The 17,239-nt window shown below is 66.2% G+C and carries 19 protein-coding genes; 7 read left to right on the forward strand and 12 right to left on the reverse strand.

All coding sequences use genetic code 11. The features are described 5' to 3' along the window. Positions 1 to 2: 2 nt before the first annotated feature. Positions 3 to 803: a DUF72 domain-containing protein gene (locus tag V5F77_RS05700; RefSeq protein ID WP_429004370.1), complete on the forward strand. Its 801-nt coding sequence runs from the start codon at positions 3 to 5 to the stop codon at positions 801 to 803. On the opposite strand, the gene V5F77_RS05705 is transcribed toward V5F77_RS05700, so the two are convergent. Beyond that, entirely contained in the window at positions 742 to 1,275 is a 534-nt protein-coding gene (locus V5F77_RS05705; protein ID WP_429004371.1) for a potassium channel family protein, read from the reverse strand. The two genes, V5F77_RS05700 and V5F77_RS05705, sit on opposite strands and share 62 nt — an antisense overlap. A gap of 153 nt (positions 1,276 to 1,428) precedes the next feature. Here V5F77_RS05705 and V5F77_RS05710 point away from each other — a divergent pair, with 153 nt between their 5' ends. From V5F77_RS05710 to ptsN, 4 genes are all read left to right on the forward strand, one after another. Continuing rightward, the gene (locus V5F77_RS05710) at positions 1,429 to 1,671 is read left to right on the forward strand and encodes a hypothetical protein (RefSeq protein WP_429004372.1); all 243 of its coding nucleotides are present in this window, start codon (positions 1,429 to 1,431) and stop codon (positions 1,669 to 1,671) included. 126 nt (positions 1,672 to 1,797) lie between these two features. Continuing rightward, entirely contained in the window at positions 1,798 to 3,624 is a 1,827-nt protein-coding gene (typA, locus tag V5F77_RS05715; RefSeq protein ID WP_429004373.1) for a translational GTPase TypA, read from the forward strand. A gap of 356 nt (positions 3,625 to 3,980) precedes the next feature. Next, the gene (gene hpf, locus V5F77_RS05720) at positions 3,981 to 4,574 is read left to right on the forward strand and encodes a ribosome hibernation-promoting factor, HPF/YfiA family (protein WP_429004374.1); all 594 of its coding nucleotides are present in this window, start codon (positions 3,981 to 3,983) and stop codon (positions 4,572 to 4,574) included. A 79-nt stretch (positions 4,575 to 4,653) separates the two neighbouring features. Further along, a complete protein-coding gene (gene ptsN, locus V5F77_RS05725) occupies positions 4,654 to 5,118 on the forward strand; it encodes a PTS IIA-like nitrogen regulatory protein PtsN (RefSeq protein WP_429004375.1) in 465 nt (154 codons plus the stop codon). A 104-nt stretch (positions 5,119 to 5,222) separates the two neighbouring features. On the opposite strand, the gene V5F77_RS05730 is transcribed toward ptsN, so the two are convergent. The 8 genes from V5F77_RS05730 to V5F77_RS05765 form a co-directional block, all read right to left on the reverse strand. Then, positions 5,223 to 5,492 (reverse strand): BQ00720 family protein, encoded by a 270-nt coding sequence (locus V5F77_RS05730; RefSeq protein ID WP_429004376.1) that lies wholly within the window; start codon positions 5,490 to 5,492, stop codon positions 5,223 to 5,225. A 49-nt stretch (positions 5,493 to 5,541) separates the two neighbouring features. Next, a complete protein-coding gene (locus tag V5F77_RS05735) occupies positions 5,542 to 5,967 on the reverse strand; it encodes an Hsp20 family protein (RefSeq protein ID WP_429004377.1) in 426 nt (141 codons plus the stop codon). A 219-nt stretch (positions 5,968 to 6,186) separates the two neighbouring features. After that, positions 6,187 to 7,839 (reverse strand): FMN-binding glutamate synthase family protein, encoded by a 1,653-nt coding sequence (locus V5F77_RS05740; protein WP_429004378.1) that lies wholly within the window; start codon positions 7,837 to 7,839, stop codon positions 6,187 to 6,189. A gap of 101 nt (positions 7,840 to 7,940) precedes the next feature. Beyond that, the gene (locus V5F77_RS05745; RefSeq protein WP_429004379.1) at positions 7,941 to 8,870 is read right to left on the reverse strand and encodes a sugar phosphate isomerase/epimerase family protein; all 930 of its coding nucleotides are present in this window, start codon (positions 8,868 to 8,870) and stop codon (positions 7,941 to 7,943) included. A gap of 189 nt (positions 8,871 to 9,059) precedes the next feature. After that, on the reverse strand, positions 9,060 to 11,675 hold the full coding sequence (locus V5F77_RS05750; protein WP_429004380.1) for a hybrid sensor histidine kinase/response regulator: 2,616 nt from the start codon (positions 11,673 to 11,675) through the stop codon (positions 9,060 to 9,062). A 95-nt stretch (positions 11,676 to 11,770) separates the two neighbouring features. Continuing rightward, the gene (locus V5F77_RS05755) at positions 11,771 to 12,538 is read right to left on the reverse strand and encodes a glutamine amidotransferase (protein WP_429004381.1); all 768 of its coding nucleotides are present in this window, start codon (positions 12,536 to 12,538) and stop codon (positions 11,771 to 11,773) included. Then, positions 12,522 to 13,001: a tellurite resistance TerB family protein gene (locus V5F77_RS05760; RefSeq protein WP_429004382.1), complete on the reverse strand. Its 480-nt coding sequence runs from the start codon at positions 12,999 to 13,001 to the stop codon at positions 12,522 to 12,524. The genes V5F77_RS05755 and V5F77_RS05760 overlap by 17 nt, the downstream gene beginning before the upstream one ends. Positions 13,002 to 13,115: 114 nt before the next feature. Continuing rightward, complete coding sequence (locus V5F77_RS05765) at positions 13,116 to 13,367, reverse strand: hypothetical protein (protein ID WP_429004383.1); 252 nt, start codon at positions 13,365 to 13,367, stop codon at positions 13,116 to 13,118. Between the two features lie 368 nt (positions 13,368 to 13,735). Here V5F77_RS05765 and V5F77_RS05770 point away from each other — a divergent pair, with 368 nt between their 5' ends. Next, positions 13,736 to 14,281 carry a PRC-barrel domain-containing protein gene (locus V5F77_RS05770; RefSeq protein WP_429004384.1) on the forward strand — a complete coding sequence of 182 codons (546 nt, stop codon included), beginning with the start codon at positions 13,736 to 13,738 and terminating at the stop codon, positions 14,279 to 14,281. A gap of 200 nt (positions 14,282 to 14,481) precedes the next feature. Then, positions 14,482 to 14,880 carry a response regulator gene (locus tag V5F77_RS05775; protein WP_429004385.1) on the forward strand — a complete coding sequence of 133 codons (399 nt, stop codon included), beginning with the start codon at positions 14,482 to 14,484 and terminating at the stop codon, positions 14,878 to 14,880. 444 nt (positions 14,881 to 15,324) lie between these two features. Here V5F77_RS05775 and V5F77_RS05780 read toward each other — a convergent pair whose 3' ends face one another. From V5F77_RS05780 to V5F77_RS05790, 3 genes are all read right to left on the reverse strand, one after another. Next, positions 15,325 to 15,651, reverse strand: coding sequence for a hypothetical protein (locus tag V5F77_RS05780; protein WP_429004386.1), 327 nt, complete (start codon positions 15,649 to 15,651; stop codon positions 15,325 to 15,327). Between the two features lie 5 nt (positions 15,652 to 15,656). Continuing rightward, a complete protein-coding gene (locus V5F77_RS05785; RefSeq protein ID WP_429004387.1) occupies positions 15,657 to 15,968 on the reverse strand; it encodes a glycine zipper domain-containing protein in 312 nt (103 codons plus the stop codon). A 393-nt stretch (positions 15,969 to 16,361) separates the two neighbouring features. Continuing rightward, entirely contained in the window at positions 16,362 to 17,150 is a 789-nt protein-coding gene (locus V5F77_RS05790; RefSeq protein ID WP_429004388.1) for a response regulator, read from the reverse strand. Between the last annotated feature and the right edge of the window lie 89 nt (positions 17,151 to 17,239).

Genomic DNA, 17,239 nt, shown 5'->3' on the forward strand with positions numbered 1-17,239 from the left:
CCATGGCCATTCGCGTCGGCATCGGGGGATGGACGTTCGAGCCCTGGCGGGGCACGTTTTTTCCGGACGGGCTCAAGCACGCCAAGGAATTGGAATTCGCCAGCCGGGCGGTGACCTCGATCGAGGTCAACGGCACCTTCTATCGCGGCCAGACGGCGAAGACCTACAAGAGCTGGGCGGACCAGGTGCCCGAGGGTTTCGTGTTCGCGCTCAAGGCCACGCGCTTCTGCACCCATCGCCGCGTGCTGGCGGAGGCCGGCGAGAGCGTGCAGCGCTTCGTCGGCGGCGGCATTGCCGAGATGGGCGAAAAGCTCGGCCCGATCAATTGGCAGTTCCCGCCCACCAAGGCGTTCGATCCCGACGATTTCGGCGCCTTCCTCGCCCTCCTTCCGGAGAGCGTCGACGGGGTGAAGCTGCGCCATGCGGTGGAAGTGCGCCACGAGAGCTTCTGCACGGCGGATTTCGTTGCGCTGGCGGCCAAGCACAAGGTGGCGATCATCTATGCCGACAAGCCCGGCTATCCCGCCATTCCCGATGTCACGGCCGATTTCGTCTATGCCCGGCTTCAGGACGCGCGGGAGGAGGTGGAGACCGGCTATGAGCCCGACGCCCTTGACCAGTGGGCGGCGCGCGCGGCGAGCTGGGCGGAAGGCAAGGTGCCGAAGGATCTGAAAGCCCTCGCCGGCAAGGCGCCCGCCAAGGTACCCGCGAAAGGCCCGCGCGACGTCTTCGTCTACATGATCAACGGGGCGAAGATCCGGGCTCCCGCGGCAGCGCAGGCTTTGCTGGCGCGTGTGAACTGATGGGACCTTTCAGGAAACCCAGCATGTCGGTGATGCGGGTGAGCACGGCGAACAGGATCGCCGTGGACCAGCCGAACATCAGCATGCCGTTGGCCGCCGTCATCGGGCCGAGAAGCCGCCATTCCGACGTCGGCAGGATGTCGCCGTAGCCGAGCGTGGTGAAGTTCACGAATGCCAGATAATAGGCGTCGCGGCCGTCCTTGACCGCGCCCAGAAGGTCATAGGCAATCGCCCAGACGCCGACCTGGACGAGATGGGTGGCGGTGAGCATGGTGCCGGTGAGCACCATGCCCACCTGCAGGATCACATAGCGGCGCTTCAGGCTGCGCCCGTGCGCCAGGTGCCGCATGGCGGTGATCAGCGCCACGCTCGCGAGCGCCTGAAGCGCGACATTCACGAGGCTGATGAACACGCCGATCAAAAGTTCGCCTGGCATTGCCGCGCCCGCTGCCCCCGGGCCGCGCCGGCCCATTCCGCTTCCTCATTGGCCGCAACCGCAAGCGGGCGCAAGGGGCGGAACCCAGGAGCAGGCGGAGCGTTGCTCCCGGTGGGGAGAAGAGGCAGGCGGGGCCGAAAGGATGGCCGCAGGCGCGCCGCGCTTTCGGGCAAGCTTTGGAGGCAGATAATGAGCGCATCGACGCACGCCACGGAAAAGCCCGTGAAACTTCAATATTGGTCCAGCTCCCACTCGGTGAATGCCCCCGACCACTGGCCCGATCCCTACGAATTCGAGACCGTGGACGACGCGGTCGCTTTCGCCGCGACTCAGGCGCCGGCGAACCGGGAATTGGCTTGGCTCCGCACCGCCGACGGCACGGTGATGAACCCGGCGCAGATCCTGCGCAGGTTCCAGATGCGGCACGCCTGACGCAGCGTATCCGCCTCTTCGCAACGCCCTGGATTGCTTTAGCCGGGCGCATGTGTATTTTGCACCGCGAAATTCGCGGGAGCGGGTCCGAGCCATCGGGCCCGCGTTTTGGTGTTTGAGATCCTTATGAAGCTGCGCAACATCGCCATCATCGCCCACGTCGACCACGGCAAGACGACGCTGGTGGACAAGCTGCTCCAGCAGTCCGGTTCGTTCCGCGACAACCAGCGCGTCGCCGAACGCGTGATGGATTCCAACGATCTGGAAAAAGAGCGTGGCATCACCATCCTCGCCAAGGCCACCTCGGTGGTCTGGAAGGATATCCGCATCAACATCGTCGATACCCCGGGCCATGCCGATTTCGGCGGCGAGGTGGAGCGCATCCTGTCCATGGTGGACGGCGCCATCGTGCTGGTGGACGCGGCCGAAGGGCCCATGCCGCAGACCAAGTTCGTGGTCGGCAAGGCGCTGAAGATCGGCCTTCGCCCGATCGTCGCGATCAACAAGGTGGACCGGCCCGACGGGCGGCCGCAGGAAGTCATCAACGAGGTGTTCGACCTGTTCGCGGCGCTCGACGCCAATGACGAGCAGCTCGACTTCCCGATCCTCTACGGCTCCGGCCGCGACGGCTGGATGGCCCATTCCCCGGAAGGCCCGAAGGACCAGGGCCTCGCCCCGCTGTTCGACCTCGTCGTGAAGCATGTGCCGGCGGCCCACGTGGACGACGCGCCGTTCCGCATGCTGGGCACGCTGCTGGAAGCCAATCCGTTCCTCGGCCGCATCATCACCGGCCGCATCTCCTCCGGCACCGTGAAGCCGAATCAGTCCATCAAGGTCATCGACCGCGAAGGCAATCTGATCGAGACCGGCCGCGTTTCGAAGATCCTTGCCTTCCGCGGCATCGAGCGCCAGCCCATCGAGGTCGGCGAAGCGGGCGACATCGTTTCCATCGCCGGTTTGGTGAAGGGCTCGGTGGCCGACACCTTCTGCGACCCCTCGGTGGAGACCCCGATCCAGGCCCAGCCGATCGATCCCCCGACCGTCACCATGTCCTTCATCGTCAACGATTCGCCGCTGGCGGGCACCGAGGGCGACAAGGTGACGAGCCGCATGATCCGCGACCGCCTGTTCAAGGAGGGCGAGGGCAACGTCACGCTGAAGATCGAGGAATCCGAGGACAAGGATTCGTTCTTCGTCTCCGGCCGCGGCGAACTTCAGCTCGCGATCCTGATCGAGACCATGCGCCGCGAAGGCTTCGAACTGGCCGTGTCGCGTCCGCGCGTCGTGTTCCACCAGGGGCCGAACGGCGAGACGCTGGAGCCGGTCGAGGAAGTCGTCATCGACGTGGACGAGGAATATTCCGGCACGGTCGTGCAGAAGATGTCCGAGCGTCGCGCCGAGATGGTCGAGATGCGCCCCTCCGGCGGCAATCGCCAGCGCCTGGTGTTCTACGCACCCACCCGCGGCCTCATCGGCTACCAGTCGGAACTGCTCACCGACACCCGCGGCACGGCCATCATGAACCGCCTGTTCAAGGCCTATGAGCCGCACAAGGGCGACATTCCGAGCCGCATCAACGGCGTGCTGATCTCCAACGAAGCAGGCGAGGCCGTGGCCTATGCCCTGTGGAACCTGGAAGATCGTGGCCCGATGATCATCGAGCCGGGCTGGAAGGTGTATCAGGGCATGCTGGTGGGCATCCACAACCGGGACAACGACCTGGAAGTGAACGTGCTCAAGGGCAAGAAGCTCACCAATATCCGCACCACCTCCAAGGACGAGGCGGTGCGCCTGACCCCGCCGATCCGCATGACTTTGGAGCGTTCGCTGGCCTGGATCCAGGACGACGAACTGGTGGAAGTCACGCCGAAGTCGATCCGCCTGCGCAAGCGCTGGCTCGACCCCAACGAGCGCAAGCGCAACGAACGCAAGTCCGAAACCGCGATCGCCTGATCGGCGTTCTCTTTCGCATCGCTTCGACACCCTCGGCAGACCCCTGCCGGGGGTGTTTTCGTTTCCGGGATCCGATCGGTCCCGTGCCACCCGGCGGTCCGGCCCGAAGGCGGCGAAATAGCTGTGGGTGCGGCGGGTGCGGTGCAAACGCCGAAACAGGCGGACGGCGAGCGTTTGTGCTGGCTGGCCCCAAGCGCGGCGCGAATGTGCCTGTCTTTGCGGAACCAGCAAGGCAATGCACAGCGTTGACAGTTGGCTAAAGCGCTCCTACCACTGTTAAGCCGGCCGGTTTGCAAGAACAGAGACAGGTGGTGGTGAAACGCTTCACCTCTCGTCTCACGGAGGATCAAATCGCAATGGCTCTACGAGTCTCGGGTAAGAATATCGACATCGGAGAGGCCCTCCGGCATCGTTTGTCGGATCGGATTTCCGAGGTGATCGGGAAGTATTTCGACGGAGGCTGGTCTGGCCATGTCACCGTCGCCCGCGACGGATCCGGATATCGCTCCGAGTGCATGTTGCATCTCGATTCCGGCGTCAATCTCCAGGCCCACGGCACGGCACACGACGCGAATTCCTGCGCCGATGCGGCCGTCGACAAGGTCGAGAAGCGGCTGCGGCGCTACAAGCAGCGCGTCAAGGACAAGCACGGCCCCGGCAATGGCGACGCCAAGGGCGATCAGGCCGCGCAAAGCTATGTGCTTTCGTCTCCCGACCTCGAAACCGATGAGGAAATCGAGGGCTGGAGCCCGACCGTGGTGGCCGAGCAGGTCACCAAGCTGCGCAGCCTCTCGGTCCGCGACGCGGTGGTGGAGCTTGAGATCACCGGCGCGTCCGTCGTGGTCTTCCGCCACGCCAATCATGGTCGCATGAGCGTGGTCTACCGCCGGCCGGATGGGCATGTGGGCTGGATTGATCCCTCAGCGTTCGCCCTTGAGGAAACCCATTGACCGGCGCCTGGGCTTGGGAATAGCGTCCCCCGCGTTCTCGGAGCCCACCCCGGCCGCCGTCGCCAGGGATTTTCAACCTATGCCCCTCGCCGATCTTCTCGCCCCCGATGCGGTTTTCCCGTCCTTGAGGGCGAGCAGCAAGAAGCAGGCTCTCCAGGAGCTTGCCCAGCACGCCGCGGCGCTGATCGGCCGCGACGCCCGCGAGATATTCGAGACGCTCCTGCAACGCGAGCGCCTCGGATCGACCGGCGTCGGCAGTGGCATTGCCATTCCGCATGGCAAGCTGCCGAAGCTGGACAAGCTGTTCGGTGCCTTCGCACGGCTCGAAAAGCCCATAGACTTCGAAGCCCTGGACGGCGAACCCGTCGATCTGGTGTTTCTATTGCTGGCGCCGGAAGCTGCCGGGGCGGACCATCTGAAGGCTCTTGCGCGGGTCGCCCGCATGCTGCGAGACCCCGAGATTGCCGAGAAGCTGCGGGCCTCGCGCGACGCCCGCTCCATCCACGCCCTGCTGACCACCGCTTCCGCTTCGGACGCGGCCTGAGGGTGTCTTCTTCCTGAGATGTGAGGCGGGGTCGCTGGGCCCCTTGGCCGAAGGCGGGCGCCCCGGAGCGGCCGCGCCCAGCCGGCGCGACTCTCCGTTCGTCCTCAGTGCACCGACACGGTCACCAATTCGTGCTCGCTGGCATTGGCCAGCGCCGCCTCGCGGCTGTCGGTCAGCATGATGGGCGTGCCATCGGCTGCGTGCAGGGTGAACAAGGTCAGCCCCGGCGCGATCTGCGGCGCCTGGGGAAACAGGCGGGGCACATCCTCGGACTTGATGGTGCGCAAATAGGCGATCTCACCACCGCCCAGTCCCGCGAGGGCTTCCGGGCTGATGGGGGTGACATTGGCTTCCGTGATGCTCTTCTCAATCATTTTCTCAACCTCTCCATTCCGCAACGCCGACCTTTCGTCATCCGTTCCTTCACGGGCGGGCAACGATATCGATGCGCTTGGCCTGCCGGGTTGGTTCCGGGCGGACGAGATCGATGGACAAAAGCCCGTTGCGCAGCTCCGCGCCGAGCACATTCATGCCCTCGGCCAGAACGAAGGTGCGCTGGAACTGCCGGGCCGCGATCCCCCTGTGCAGGTAGATCCGATCCTCCCCATCCTCGACCTGACGGCCGCGAATGGTCAGCTCCTTCTCTTCGAGGGTGACGTCGAGCTGTTCCACCGTGAACCCCGCGACGGCAAGCGTGATACGCAGCCGCAACGGCGCGGTGGACGAATCGATCCTCTCCACATTGTAGGGAGGATAGCCCTCGGCCCCCTTGGTCACCCGATCGAGCGTGCGCTCGACCTCGTCGAAGCCCAGAAGAAAGGGATTCGACAATGAAGAGATCCGCGACATAAGCCAAAGTCCTCAGCAAGCGACTTTGCGGTTCGATGCGTCCCTATCCGGTCCGCCTCCATCGGGACCCCTTCAGGCATCCCGACGATCCTGCATATGGGCAGCCTACCGCGCTGCCGCAAGATGGCTTGCGACCGGGTCAATCGGCCGCCTGGCGGCCTGCCCCGAGGCGGCCGCGCCGGGGAGATGTGACGGAAATCGGGGAAGCCCCGGAAGGGCTCAGGCCGCCCGGCGCGGGCCCACCGCGGCGCGGGGAACGAAGCTGTCGGCATCCGCCGCGCGCCACTCGGCGGCATAGGGCGTGTCCTCCGGGGCCTCGTTCAGCACGCCGGTCGACAGGAAAGGATACAGGCGATCGAGCGGCTGCACCTGCACCGGGGTGACCCGGTGCCAGATGTGGTGCGGCAGCAGTTCGCTCGGATGCATCAGGCCGGCCGCGGCGACGAGCTCGGCGAGCGCTGCCACCGTGTGATGCTGGAAGCGCGCCACGCGCTGTGCCTTCTCCTCCACCACCAGGCCGTGCTGGAGATGGGGGTCGTTGGTGGTGATGCCGGTGGGGCACTGGCCGGTATGGCACCGCATGGACATCACGCAGCCGAGCGAGAACATGAAGGCGCGCGCCGCGTTGCACCAGTCGGCACCCACCGCCATGTTCGCCGCCATGCCGAACCCGGAGGTAATCTTGCCGCTGGCGGCAAGCCGCACCTGGTCGCGCAGGCCGGTGCCCACCAGGGCGTTCCGCATGAGGATGAGCCCCTCGCGCAACGGCATGCCCATATGGTCCGCCAATTCCTGCGGCGCCGCGCCGGTGCCGCCTTCCGACCCGTCCACCACGACGAAATCGGGCGCGATGCCGGTCTTCTGCATGGCCTTGACAAGGGCGAAGGTCTCGCTGGGGTGGCCGATACACATCTTGATGCCAACCGGCTTGCCGCCGGCAAGCTCGCGCAATTGGGCGACGAATTCCATCATCTGCGCCGGGGTGGAAAACGCCGGATGGCGCGAGGGCGAGATGCAGTCCTCGCCCAGCGGGATGCCGCGGATCTCGGCGATCTCCGGCGTCACCTTGGCTGCCGGCAGCACGCCGCCGTGGCCGGGCTTGGCGCCCTGCGAGAGCTTGATCTCCACCATCTTCACCTGCGGGTCGGCGGCTTTCTCGGCGAATCGCTCGGGGGAGAAGGAGCCGTCGCGGTTGCGGCAGCCGAAATAGCCCGAGCCCAATTCCCACACGATGTCGCCGCCGTGAATGCGGTGATAGGGCGAGAGCCCGCCCTCGCCGGTGTCATGGTAGAAACCGCCGGTCTTGGCGCCGAGGTTGAGCGCCTCGATGGCATTGCGGCCGAGCGAGCCGAAGCTCATGGCCGAGATGTTGAGGGCGGCGGCCGCATAGGGTCGGCTGCAATCCTTGCCGCCCACCTGCACCCGGAACGGCTCCTTGACGACCGGCGTCGGCGCCAGCGAATGGGTCATCCATTCATATTGGGGTGCCTGGGTGTCCAGCTCGGTGCCGAACGGCTGGCGGTCCTCTTCGCCCTTGGCGCGGGCGTAGACCAGGCTGCGCACGTTGCGGTTATAGGGATGCCCCTCAAGGTCGTCCTCGACGATATATTGCCGCAGATAGGGCCGCAGCGCCTCGAACATCCACCGCACGCTGCCGATGACGGGATAATTGCGCAGCAGGGAATGGTGCGGCTGCGTCACGTCGAACACGCCCACCAGCACCAGCGGGAACAGGACGCAGAACACGAACAGCCAAGCGGGATGTTCTGCGAACGAGAGAATAAGGGTCAGCAGGGCAAGGCCCGCCACCAGCCCGAATGCGCTGTAGCGGCGGAGCAGCATCATGGTGCTGGGTTCGATGGCGCCCGACATGGTTGGTTTCCCCACGATCTATTGTTGGGGCGAACCTAAGCCGTAGCGAGGCGCGGCACAATGAAGCTTCCCGGCCTGACGGGCGGGCCGCGCGGCAGGGTTCAGAACGCGACCGTCGCCGGGCTCGTGGCGAGGCGTTGCGACAGCGCACGCACCATCTGGATCTGCGCGGGCAGTTCGCTCCAATAGCGGCGGTGCAGTTCCAGATTGACGATCGCCCCGGCATCGAAGGTGCAGCGCGCGGCCATTTCGTCCCAGGGAATGGCCCCCCATCCCACCGGCAGATGCAGGTCGCCCTCGCCGAGGGCGAGCCGCTCGGCCTCGTCGATGGTCCAGCTTTCCAGCGGCCGGCCGAAGCTGTCATGCACATGGACATGCCGCGCAAAGGGCGCGAGCACGGCGATCTCCGCCATCAGGTCGAGCCCGGCGTCGGTGCAGCGCAGGTAGGCATGGCTGACATCCAGCGTCGCCCGCACATGGGGATGGCCGATGGCGTCGATTTCCTCGGCGAGGCGCGAGGGCACGGCGGTTTCCCGCATCGCCTCGAAGCGGAAGACGTTCTCCACGCACAAAGTCACGTTCACGGCCGCGGCTTTGTCGCCGGCCTCCGCGAGGGCTTCGCGCTGGCGCGAATAGGCCACGCGCACATGGTCCTCGGGATCCCGGACGCAGCCCGTGTGCAGCACCAGATTGACCGCCTTCAGGGCGCCGGCAACCGTGATGGTCGCATCCAGCAGCGCCTTGTGGCGCTCCAGGCGCGGCCCCTTTTCCATCAGGTTGATGGCGAGCGGCCCATGCACAGTATAGCCGAAGGGGCGGCCCGCGATGACGTCCGCCAGCCGCGCGAGCCGATCTTCCAGCACCCGGCAATCCGCCATCAGCGTCCAGGCGAAGACGGGCAGCTCGACGAAGTCGACCCCCAGCCGTTCCGCCTCATCCAGCTTCGGGCCAAGATCGTCGAAGTCGGGCGAGGTGGCACGGATGGAATAGCCGACGCCCCGGACGCCGGGGGGAAGTGCGTGCGTGTTCATTGGTCCGTCCCCGCTGAGTGTCGCCGGCGCCGGATACGCTGCCCATCTTGAGCTCGGCGAAGGGCGCACAATAGATCCGCCGGTGCGGTATGGCATCCTGTTTTTTTGCAGCGCATCACGTCCGCGCGGCCGTTCGTGGGACTGACGTTGGGGCGCCCCCGTCGCGCGGACCTCCTCTTGACGTAACGGTCAGGCGGTCGGGCTCGGCTCTTCAGAGGGGGACGCAGACGCGGGAATACAACCCATCACCAGCTCCGCCGCCGACGGGAACGCTCCGGCCTCGGCCTGGAACATCTGGTCGAGCCGACGGGCCATCAAAGGATCGTGAGTGCGGGGGGAGAGCAGTGCCAGCGGCATATGGGTTTCGGCGCAAAACCGGAACAAGGCGGCGAGATGCTGCAGCGACAGGTCGAACGGCCACATGTCGACGATCACCAGCCGGCAGTCGCGCTGGGCCATGATCGCATTGGCATCGTCGAGGCCTGCGGCATGAATGACCTCGGCGAGATCGCGCAGCCCGGAGGCCACGGCGCGGCGCGATTCATTGCCTTTGGAAATGTGCAGCACGCTCCCGGTGCGGGCCAGCCCCGCCTTGCGCGAGGCCAAGGCGATCATGCGGTCGCGCTCCGGCGGCATGTCGAACCAGTCCTCCACCAAGACCGCGTCTGCAAAAGCGTTGCGCGAGAGCAGGAGCAGCGGCGTTGCGCGGGTGCGCTCGAAACGGCGCAGCGACCGGATCAACGCGATCCCGTCGGAATCGCGCAGCCGCAGCGCGATGATGATCACCCAATAGGGGTGAATCGCCGCCTGCCCCTCGGCCTTCGCCGCGGTGTCCGCGTGTTCGACGGTGAGGCCGTTGCCGTTCAGGGCGGCGCTTGCGGCCTGCTCCTGCGCGCTGGTGCCCCCGACGAGCAGGATCTGGGCTCCGGATGTCCGCCCCGCCGCCCGCGCGATCAACGGGATGCGCGCAGGCAGGTCGACGATGAAGGTGGTGCCGAGCCCCTCCTGGGTCTCGAACGACACGCGGCCGGCATGGCGTTCCACGATGTCCTTGACGATGGCGAGGCCGACATCGGCGCCGCTGCGCAACTGGGGATCGGAGTTGGCGGTCGGGGCGAAGCGCGAGAACATGCTGGCGCGCAGCGCCTGGGGGATGCCCGCGCCGTGGTCTTGCACCGCTGCCTGAACCACCTCGCCGGACCGCTGGATGCGCACGCGGACCACACCCTCCACAGGCGAGAACTTCACCGCGTTTGAAATCAGGTTGGCCAGTGCCTTCACCAGCCGCTCGTGATCTCCGACCACGGTGGAATCCCCGTCCTCGACGTCCAGGGCCAGGTGAACGTGCTGAACATTGGCATAGGACGCGGTCTGCTCGATCGCCTCGCGGGTCACCTGGGCCATGGATACCGGAGCGCGGGCGAAGCTCACGGAACTCCATTGCATCTTCTCGATGTCGAGGACGTCGTTGACCAGGCGTTGCAATCTGCAGCCGTTCTGGTGGGCGATCTCCACCAGCCGCTTCGCGGCGGGCGGCAACGGGCCCGCCGCGCCGGTCTCCAGCACGCCGAGGGCGTCCGCGATCGCGGCCAGCGGCGCCTGCAACTCGTGGCTGATGGTGGAGACGAAATCGTTCTTCATGATATCTGCGGGCTTGCGGTCGCCGGCCTCGTGGAGGATCGTCACAAACTGGCGGGTGGCGCCGTCCTGCATCCGACCGACCGCTATGTCCACGGGGAATGCGGTGCCGTTCTTGCGCCGCCCGGTGAGGTCGTCAGCCCGGCCCCCGTCCTGTGCGATCTGATCCAGGCGCCGTGCCAAGTCTTCGTCGCCACCCGCTTGCGCCATGACGAACAGCAGGCTCAGCGGGCGTCCCTCGAGTTCGTCCGGCGCCCAGCCGGTGACGCGCAGCGTCGCTGGATTTGCGTGCTCCACGATACCGTCGGCGTTGACCACGAGGATCGCGTCCATGGCGCTGGAGATGATCGCGCTCTGGCGGGCAAGGGCTTGAGACGCCGCGCGTTCCGTGCGGCGGCGGCCGACCAGATGGGCGATCATCACCAGGCTTGAGATGCCCACCACGGCGATCGACGCGGCCAGCATCAGCAGCAGGTTGCGCTTGCCGCGCTCGGCGGCGAGGCGCGCGTCGCGGGTCCGGGTCGTGATGGCGGCGAACTCGGCGGTCCGCACCTGCTCGACCACCGCTTGGATGCGCTCCATCACCGCCTTGCCGCGGCGGGTTTCCATCACATGGGTGGCCGCGAGGGCACCGGAGGCGTCGCGGGTATCGATCATGTCGCCGAGCAGGCGCATTTCCTGGTCGGCGTAGCGTGCAAGCTCCAGGAGTAAAACGGCATGCTGAGGGCGCTCGACCGACAGCCGCGCGACGGCGTCGAGTTCGCTCCTGATGGTGGTACGCACCCGCTGGAGAGGCGCAAGGAACTCGTCCCTGCCGGTCACGACATAGCCGAGGGTGCCGGCTTCCGCTGCGAGCAATTCCCCATAGATGCCCTGCAATTGCGCGCGTAGGGCGGTGGAATGGAGCAGGTCGTCGCGCAACTGGCTGTCCGCCTTGAACGCGCGAAAGCTCGCGACCCCGACCGCCAGAATGATCCCGATCGACAGCAGCGCGCCGATCAGCCCGATGACTCCGATGCCACGCGTGGAGCGCCCCCCGGCGTCGCGGTGCCCGGCCATGGCCGCCGATCCCGGCTTGTCGGCGACGCCCGGCGCGGCGCTGCGGCCCGGCCGTTGGATGCCGGGAGCGGCGGATATTGCCCGCGCGTGCTCTCCGCGACGTTGCATGTTCCTGCCCATCTCCTCGCGGATCGCGCCGATCCACCGCAGAGCGTTGTCTATCGGTCGCGCGGATACAAGGGTGGGGTTCAGAAAACTTGAGTTTATCGGGGCTTGCCGGGCTTCATCGTGAGGCCGAGCCAGCTGTCGAGGAAGCAGTCCAGCCAGTGACAGACGGCCGGATCGTATCGGCTCCAGCCGGCGAGATGCTGGTCCCCGGGCTGAGCGCCCGGCTTGGTGAGGTGGTGCGCGCCCCGGGTTGCCCAGCGGCACATCATGTCCTGGGTGACTTCCGGGTGGAACTGCAGGCCGAAAGCATTGTGGCCATGCCGGAACGCCTGATTGGGGAACGTGTCCCCCTGGGCCAGCAGGTCGCTCCCGCGGGGCAGGTCGAAGCCTTCGGAATGCCAATGATAGACATGGCTCGGCCACGGCAGCAGGTCGCGGCCGAGTTCGGTGGGCACGAGGGGATAATAGCCGATTTCGCTGACGCCCTCGGCGTGGTGGGCGACCTTGGCGCCGAGCTGGACCGCCATGATCTGCGCCCCGAGGCACACGCCGAGCAGCGGCAGGTCCGCCGCCATCACCTTGCCGACGAAGTCGATCTCGTCGCGCATCCAGGGCAGGGGATCGTTGACGCTCATCGGCCCGCCGAACACGACGGCGCCAGCATGGTCGTCGAGGTGGGCGGGCAGCGCTTCGCCGAGGGCGGGGCGGCGGATGTCGAGCGCATAGCCGCGCTGTTCCAGCCGCTCGCCGATGCGCCCGGGCCGCGAATGCGCCTGGTGGAGGATGACGAGGATGCGGCCCGCTTCGGGGGCATCCCGGCCGATTTCGACCTCCGGCTCGTCCTCGTTAAGTGCTTTGTCCACCCTCGGTTTCCGTGTCGTCCCGCACCTCGCGGCGAATTCGCACCCGCTCGCGCGAGCTGACGTTCAGAAGCTCCGCCGCGCGCCACACCAGATTATCCTCAAATTCGGACAGTCCGCCATCGGCATAGGCCACTTCGAACATCATCTCCACCACCCGCTCCCGCCCCTGATCGTCCAGGGCGCGATTGAGGATGCTGGTAAAAGAATAAAGATCAACCGCTTCCGCGTCGCGGGCGATGGCGAGGTCGACCAGCGTGTCGGTCTCGGCTTCGGCCAGATCGAACCTGGTCGCCAGAACGGTTTTCAGAACCTGGCGCTCCTCTTCCGTCACGCTGCCGTCGATCGACATGACATGAACCAGAAGAACGGCAGCAGCGAGACGATAGTCATTTTCCACGAACGCGCTGGCGTCGCGCTGGCCGCCGGTGATGTCGGTGATGAAATCGGATAGCGCGCGGAACATGTGACCCCCAGGCCATGGCTCTAATCCAGTTGCCACAGGGTCACCTCCGCTGGCAAGGCGCTGCGGGAGAAGGACTTGCCGGAACAGGAAAATTCCCCGCCTGTGGCATTCCGGTCACTCGCCGTTGACGTTCGGCAGGGGTTGCGTTCCGCTCGGGATGCGGCGGGAGGCGTCCCCCGCGGAGGGGCGCGGCGGCGGGGGCTGCGGGGTGATCATCTGCTGCCGCGGCGCCGGCGGTGAAGTGTTCTGCCCAGGCACGCCCTGGTAGGGGAATGTCGGGCCCTGGAAGGGTTGCACCCGCTGCACCTGCGCCGACGCGGGGGCGGCGACCAGGAGAGCTGCAGCCAGGATCATGAAGAAACGCATATCGACCTCGTTCCCGGAAGTATGTCGGAATGATCGCGCGACTTGTCCATATCCCTTACGCGCTTGTGATGCGAACGACCAACAGCCGTGTGCGCCGCTGGTTCCACCACATGCCCGTGATCCCGTGCGGGCCGTCGACGGCCCCCCTCGAATTTGAGACTGCCTTAAGGGGACATATGGAATAATATTTTCAGGTTGAAATAAAAACCATGAACTTCGCAGTAGAATGACAGAGGGCCTCTTCCGGTGCGCTCAAGTTTCAGTTTGGGCGAGAATGTAAATTGTTCCTTGGGGAACACAGGCGCCAGGGCACCGTTACATACTCTGTAATCCCGCGCTGAACGCGGCACTAGAGAACGGAGTTTGTCATGAACACGAAAATGCTCACTGTGACCGCCCTGGCCGCGCTTCTTGCCGGCCCCGCCTTCGCCCAGACCGCGACGCCGCCCGCCACGGCACCGTCCGCGGCCCCGATGACCCCTCCCAATCCCTCCACCAGCACCGGCACGATGCCGTCCACCAGCAGCTCCAGCACCATGTCCTCCGGTTCGGCGAATTCCGCCGCCTTCATCGAGACCCAGAAACAGGAACAATGGCTGGCCAGCACCCTTATCGGCACCAAGGTGCGCGGCTCCGGGGATGAAAGCCTCGGCGAGGTGAACGACGTGCTGCTCGATCGCAACGGTGCCGTGGTCGGCGCGGTGATCGGTGTTGGCGGCTTCCTTGGAGTCGGTGAGAAGGACGTGGCTGTGCCGTTCAACGCCCTGGAGCTGGTGCGCAACAATGATGGCGACAGCCTCGTGCTGCGCAAGTCCAAGGAAGAGCTGAAGGCTGCGCCCCAGTTCAAGGAATATACCGCCCCGACGTCGGCCGGTGCTCCGGCGAAGACCGCTCCCGCTCCGGCGGCACGCTGATCCGTCTTACGGCCTGAGCGTTTGGGGGTGGGTGTCGCAGGACACCCACCCCTTTCGCATGTCGGCACGCCTTTCGGGCGCCGAAGTGTGAACCTATCCCTTCCCCAGGCTGAAAATGGTAGTCTCGCGAGTGACCGGGCCGCTGTTGAAGCCGGCCCTGGACCGGTGCATGTCTTGCGATACAGGAAAGGTTGAAAAACGTGCCCCAAACGCCGCAGCCGCGAGGCTCCGCCTTGCTGGTGGAAGACGAACCGTTTGTTGCAATGGTCGCCAGCCAGATTCTGGCCGATGAGGGCTTCTCGGTGGTGGAGGCATCGTCCGCCGCCCAAGCGCTTGGCGAACTCGATGGGCGGCCGGGGGACTTTGCATTGGCCGTTGTCGATCTCGGCCTTCCCGACATGCGCGGGGAAGCCCTGGTGCAGGCGCTGCGGTCGCGGGCGAGCGCACTGCCCATCATTATCGCCAGCGGCTATGGCATGGGCGAGTTGCAGGACATCTTCACGGCCAGCGTGGGCGTCGCGCTGGTCAGCAAGCCCTATGACACGGCCGCGCTCCGCGGCGCGCTCGCCAAGCTCGGGTTTGCGGTCGGCACGGATTAACGCCGCATCGCGCAGGATCTGGATTTTCGGGATGGAACGGCGTGCCGGACTGCTGTGCCGACGACCCTTGCCTGATGACCTCGGCCGGAGGCAGGGTGAGCAGCGTCCATGCCGGAAGCTGGGGGGAGGGGAAGGGGTGAAAACCTCCGCCACGTCCACTGCTCGGTGATGAAACGCCGCAGTTCGTTCCAGGTTCCGACGCGGCGCACAAAGCCACGCGGTCGGCAGGATGTTCCCTGCGGTCCAAAGCGGACGGCTCAGCGGAAGCTGCCTTTTTCATCGTGTGGCGAACCGCGCGGGAAGCTTTGGGATTCTCTTTGCGGGGTCTCCAAGAGCCCGTTCGATCAGATGGACTCAGCAAGCTGACCGGTAAAATCGGTCTCTAACCCTGGAGTTAGAGACCGATTGACCGCTCAGGTTGGGTCAACCTGAGCAGATCAGGCGCTAGCGCCGGCGTCCGAACAACAGCGCCTGACCGACCCCGATCAGGGCCGCCACGGCGACAGTCGCGATCGGATGACGCTCGGCCACGCGGGTGACCGAGGCGAAGGCGCCGAGAGACAGCGGAGCCATTCCCTGCGACCGGCGGCCGGAGACGGCGATCACACCGAACAGCCCCGCGACCACGAAGCCGGCCAATGCCGTGAACAAGGCGGCGAGGGTGGAATCGTAATGCTGGTTCAGGGCCTGGTAGAGGCAGATGGCGAGGAACGCCGCGCCAATCCACAGGAAGCCGGCAGCCACCACCAAGAGCAGTGCCCGGACGGCCATTGACTTCATCGCCGAACCAGCAACTGGCCGAGCAACGCACCGACGCCGGCGGCGATCGCGCAGGCGGCGAGGGGCTGGGCCTGGATGGAATCGCGCAAGGTGGCCATCTGGCCCTCGGCCCAATCCGTCACTTCGCCGGCTGCAAGCTCAGCCTCTCCGGCTGCGCCCTTCACGCCGTGCCGCGCGGTCTTGCCGAGCGTTTCGACGAGCTGGGCGAAATCGGCCCGCAGCTTTTCGAGGTCCTGGCGCACCTCCGCGAGGTTCGGCTCCACGCCGGCCTTCGGCGATCCGGGGGTGGCGTCCGGCTGATCGGCCATGCTCATGTCTCCGCTGTGAGAAAAGTCGCGCGGGCTCAAACCCGCTCGCGCACATAACGCGGGAGGAGCGGGCGAGTTCCAGATTTCAACGCTGGCGTGGCCGTAAAATCGGGTGACATCGCGCATCCCGGAGCGGCCGGAAATTTCCGGCGCGCGGGGCCTTTGGTTCGGGGCACGACCCGTGCCCGACACGTCCCATTCATTCCCGTCGCGCCGTTGGCGGGCAATGCACACCCGCGCCGAGCCGGTGGACGGGGCGCGGGTCTGGAATTGAAGGCAAAGCCGCGTCGCGTCCACCCTGTCGCCCGCCTCTTCCTTGAAGGGGAAGGCTGGAGCGGAGCACGGCGGCTGCCGTTGCTCCCCTTGGCGTTCTGCGGGCTGAACCGCCCGGCCTCAGGCCGAGCGGGCCGCGGGCTGAGGCGCGCGCGCCTCGTGGAAGAACAGCGCCTGGGCGATGGTCGCCTTCACGGTCTCGCTGAGGAACGGCTTGGTGATGAGATAGGTGGGCTCCGGCCGCTCGCCGGTCAGCAGCCGGTCCGGGAAGGCGGTGATGAAGATCACCGGCACGTTGAAGGTCTGCAGGATGTCGGTCACCGCATCGATGCCGGACGATCCGTCCGCGAGCTGGATGTCGGCAAGCACCAGGCCGAAGTCGCTCTGCCGCGCCAGCTCAACCGCCTTGGTGTGGGTGGGCGCCACGCCGACCACTTCGTGACCGAGTTCAGTGACGAGGGATTTCAGGTCGAGCGCAATCACCCATTCATCCTCGATGATCAGCACGCGGGTGGCGAGTTGCTCGTCGATCTCCTGCTGGGCGGCCACCACCTGTGCCTCGACCTCGTCGAGGGAGAGCGAGAGGATCGAGGCGGTCTCGGCGAAGGAGAAGCCTTCCATCGCGGTCAGCAGCAAGGCCACGCGCGAGGACGCATCAAGCGATTGCAGCCGCTGGTCGGCGCGGTTGGTGGGCGTTGCGGCGCCGGCGGGGCGCTGCGCCCATACGTGGTGAAAGGCTTGGTACAGCGCGACCCGCGGGGACACCGAAAGGTCCAGCGGCACGGTTCCGTTCAGAACGCCCTGCAGGGTGGCCTGAACGATGCCGTCACCGGCCTGCTGGGAACCAAGGAGCGCGCGCGCATAACGGCGAAGATAGGGAAGCTGCTTGATGAGCTGTTGCTGTGGCATGCTCTCTCGCCTCGGGACAGGTCGCTTTTAACGCGGCCGTGACGCAAAAGTTCCAACGCGTTAGGAACTTCCTGACGGCTTTCGACATT

This window comes from Roseixanthobacter psychrophilus (assembly GCF_043195195.1).
Classification (GTDB): domain Bacteria; phylum Pseudomonadota; class Alphaproteobacteria; order Rhizobiales; family Xanthobacteraceae; genus NCEH01.

Coding starts and splice junctions, on each gene's coding strand:
- V5F77_RS05700 (WP_429004370.1), top strand. CDS start 3: ATGGCCATTCGCGTCGGCATCGGGGGATGGACGTTCGAGCCCTGGCGG.
- V5F77_RS05705 (WP_429004371.1), bottom strand. CDS start 1,275: ATGGGCCGGCGCGGCCCGGGGGCAGCGGGCGCGGCAATGCCAGGCGAA.
- V5F77_RS05710 (WP_429004372.1), top strand. CDS start 1,429: ATGAGCGCATCGACGCACGCCACGGAAAAGCCCGTGAAACTTCAATAT.
- typA (WP_429004373.1), top strand. CDS start 1,798: ATGAAGCTGCGCAACATCGCCATCATCGCCCACGTCGACCACGGCAAG.
- hpf (WP_429004374.1), top strand. CDS start 3,981: ATGGCTCTACGAGTCTCGGGTAAGAATATCGACATCGGAGAGGCCCTC.
- ptsN (WP_429004375.1), top strand. CDS start 4,654: ATGCCCCTCGCCGATCTTCTCGCCCCCGATGCGGTTTTCCCGTCCTTG.
- V5F77_RS05730 (WP_429004376.1), bottom strand. CDS start 5,492: ATGATTGAGAAGAGCATCACGGAAGCCAATGTCACCCCCATCAGCCCG.
- V5F77_RS05735 (WP_429004377.1), bottom strand. CDS start 5,967: ATGTCGCGGATCTCTTCATTGTCGAATCCCTTTCTTCTGGGCTTCGAC.
- V5F77_RS05740 (WP_429004378.1), bottom strand. CDS start 7,839: ATGTCGGGCGCCATCGAACCCAGCACCATGATGCTGCTCCGCCGCTAC.
- V5F77_RS05745 (WP_429004379.1), bottom strand. CDS start 8,870: ATGAACACGCACGCACTTCCCCCCGGCGTCCGGGGCGTCGGCTATTCC.
- V5F77_RS05750 (WP_429004380.1), bottom strand. CDS start 11,675: ATGCAACGTCGCGGAGAGCACGCGCGGGCAATATCCGCCGCTCCCGGC.
- V5F77_RS05760 (WP_429004382.1), bottom strand. CDS start 13,001: ATGTTCCGCGCGCTATCCGATTTCATCACCGACATCACCGGCGGCCAG.
- V5F77_RS05765 (WP_429004383.1), bottom strand. CDS start 13,367: ATGCGTTTCTTCATGATCCTGGCTGCAGCTCTCCTGGTCGCCGCCCCC.
- V5F77_RS05770 (WP_429004384.1), top strand. CDS start 13,736: ATGAACACGAAAATGCTCACTGTGACCGCCCTGGCCGCGCTTCTTGCC.
- V5F77_RS05780 (WP_429004386.1), bottom strand. CDS start 15,651: ATGGCCGTCCGGGCACTGCTCTTGGTGGTGGCTGCCGGCTTCCTGTGG.
- V5F77_RS05785 (WP_429004387.1), bottom strand. CDS start 15,968: ATGGCCGATCAGCCGGACGCCACCCCCGGATCGCCGAAGGCCGGCGTG.
- V5F77_RS05790 (WP_429004388.1), bottom strand. CDS start 17,150: ATGCCACAGCAACAGCTCATCAAGCAGCTTCCCTATCTTCGCCGTTAT.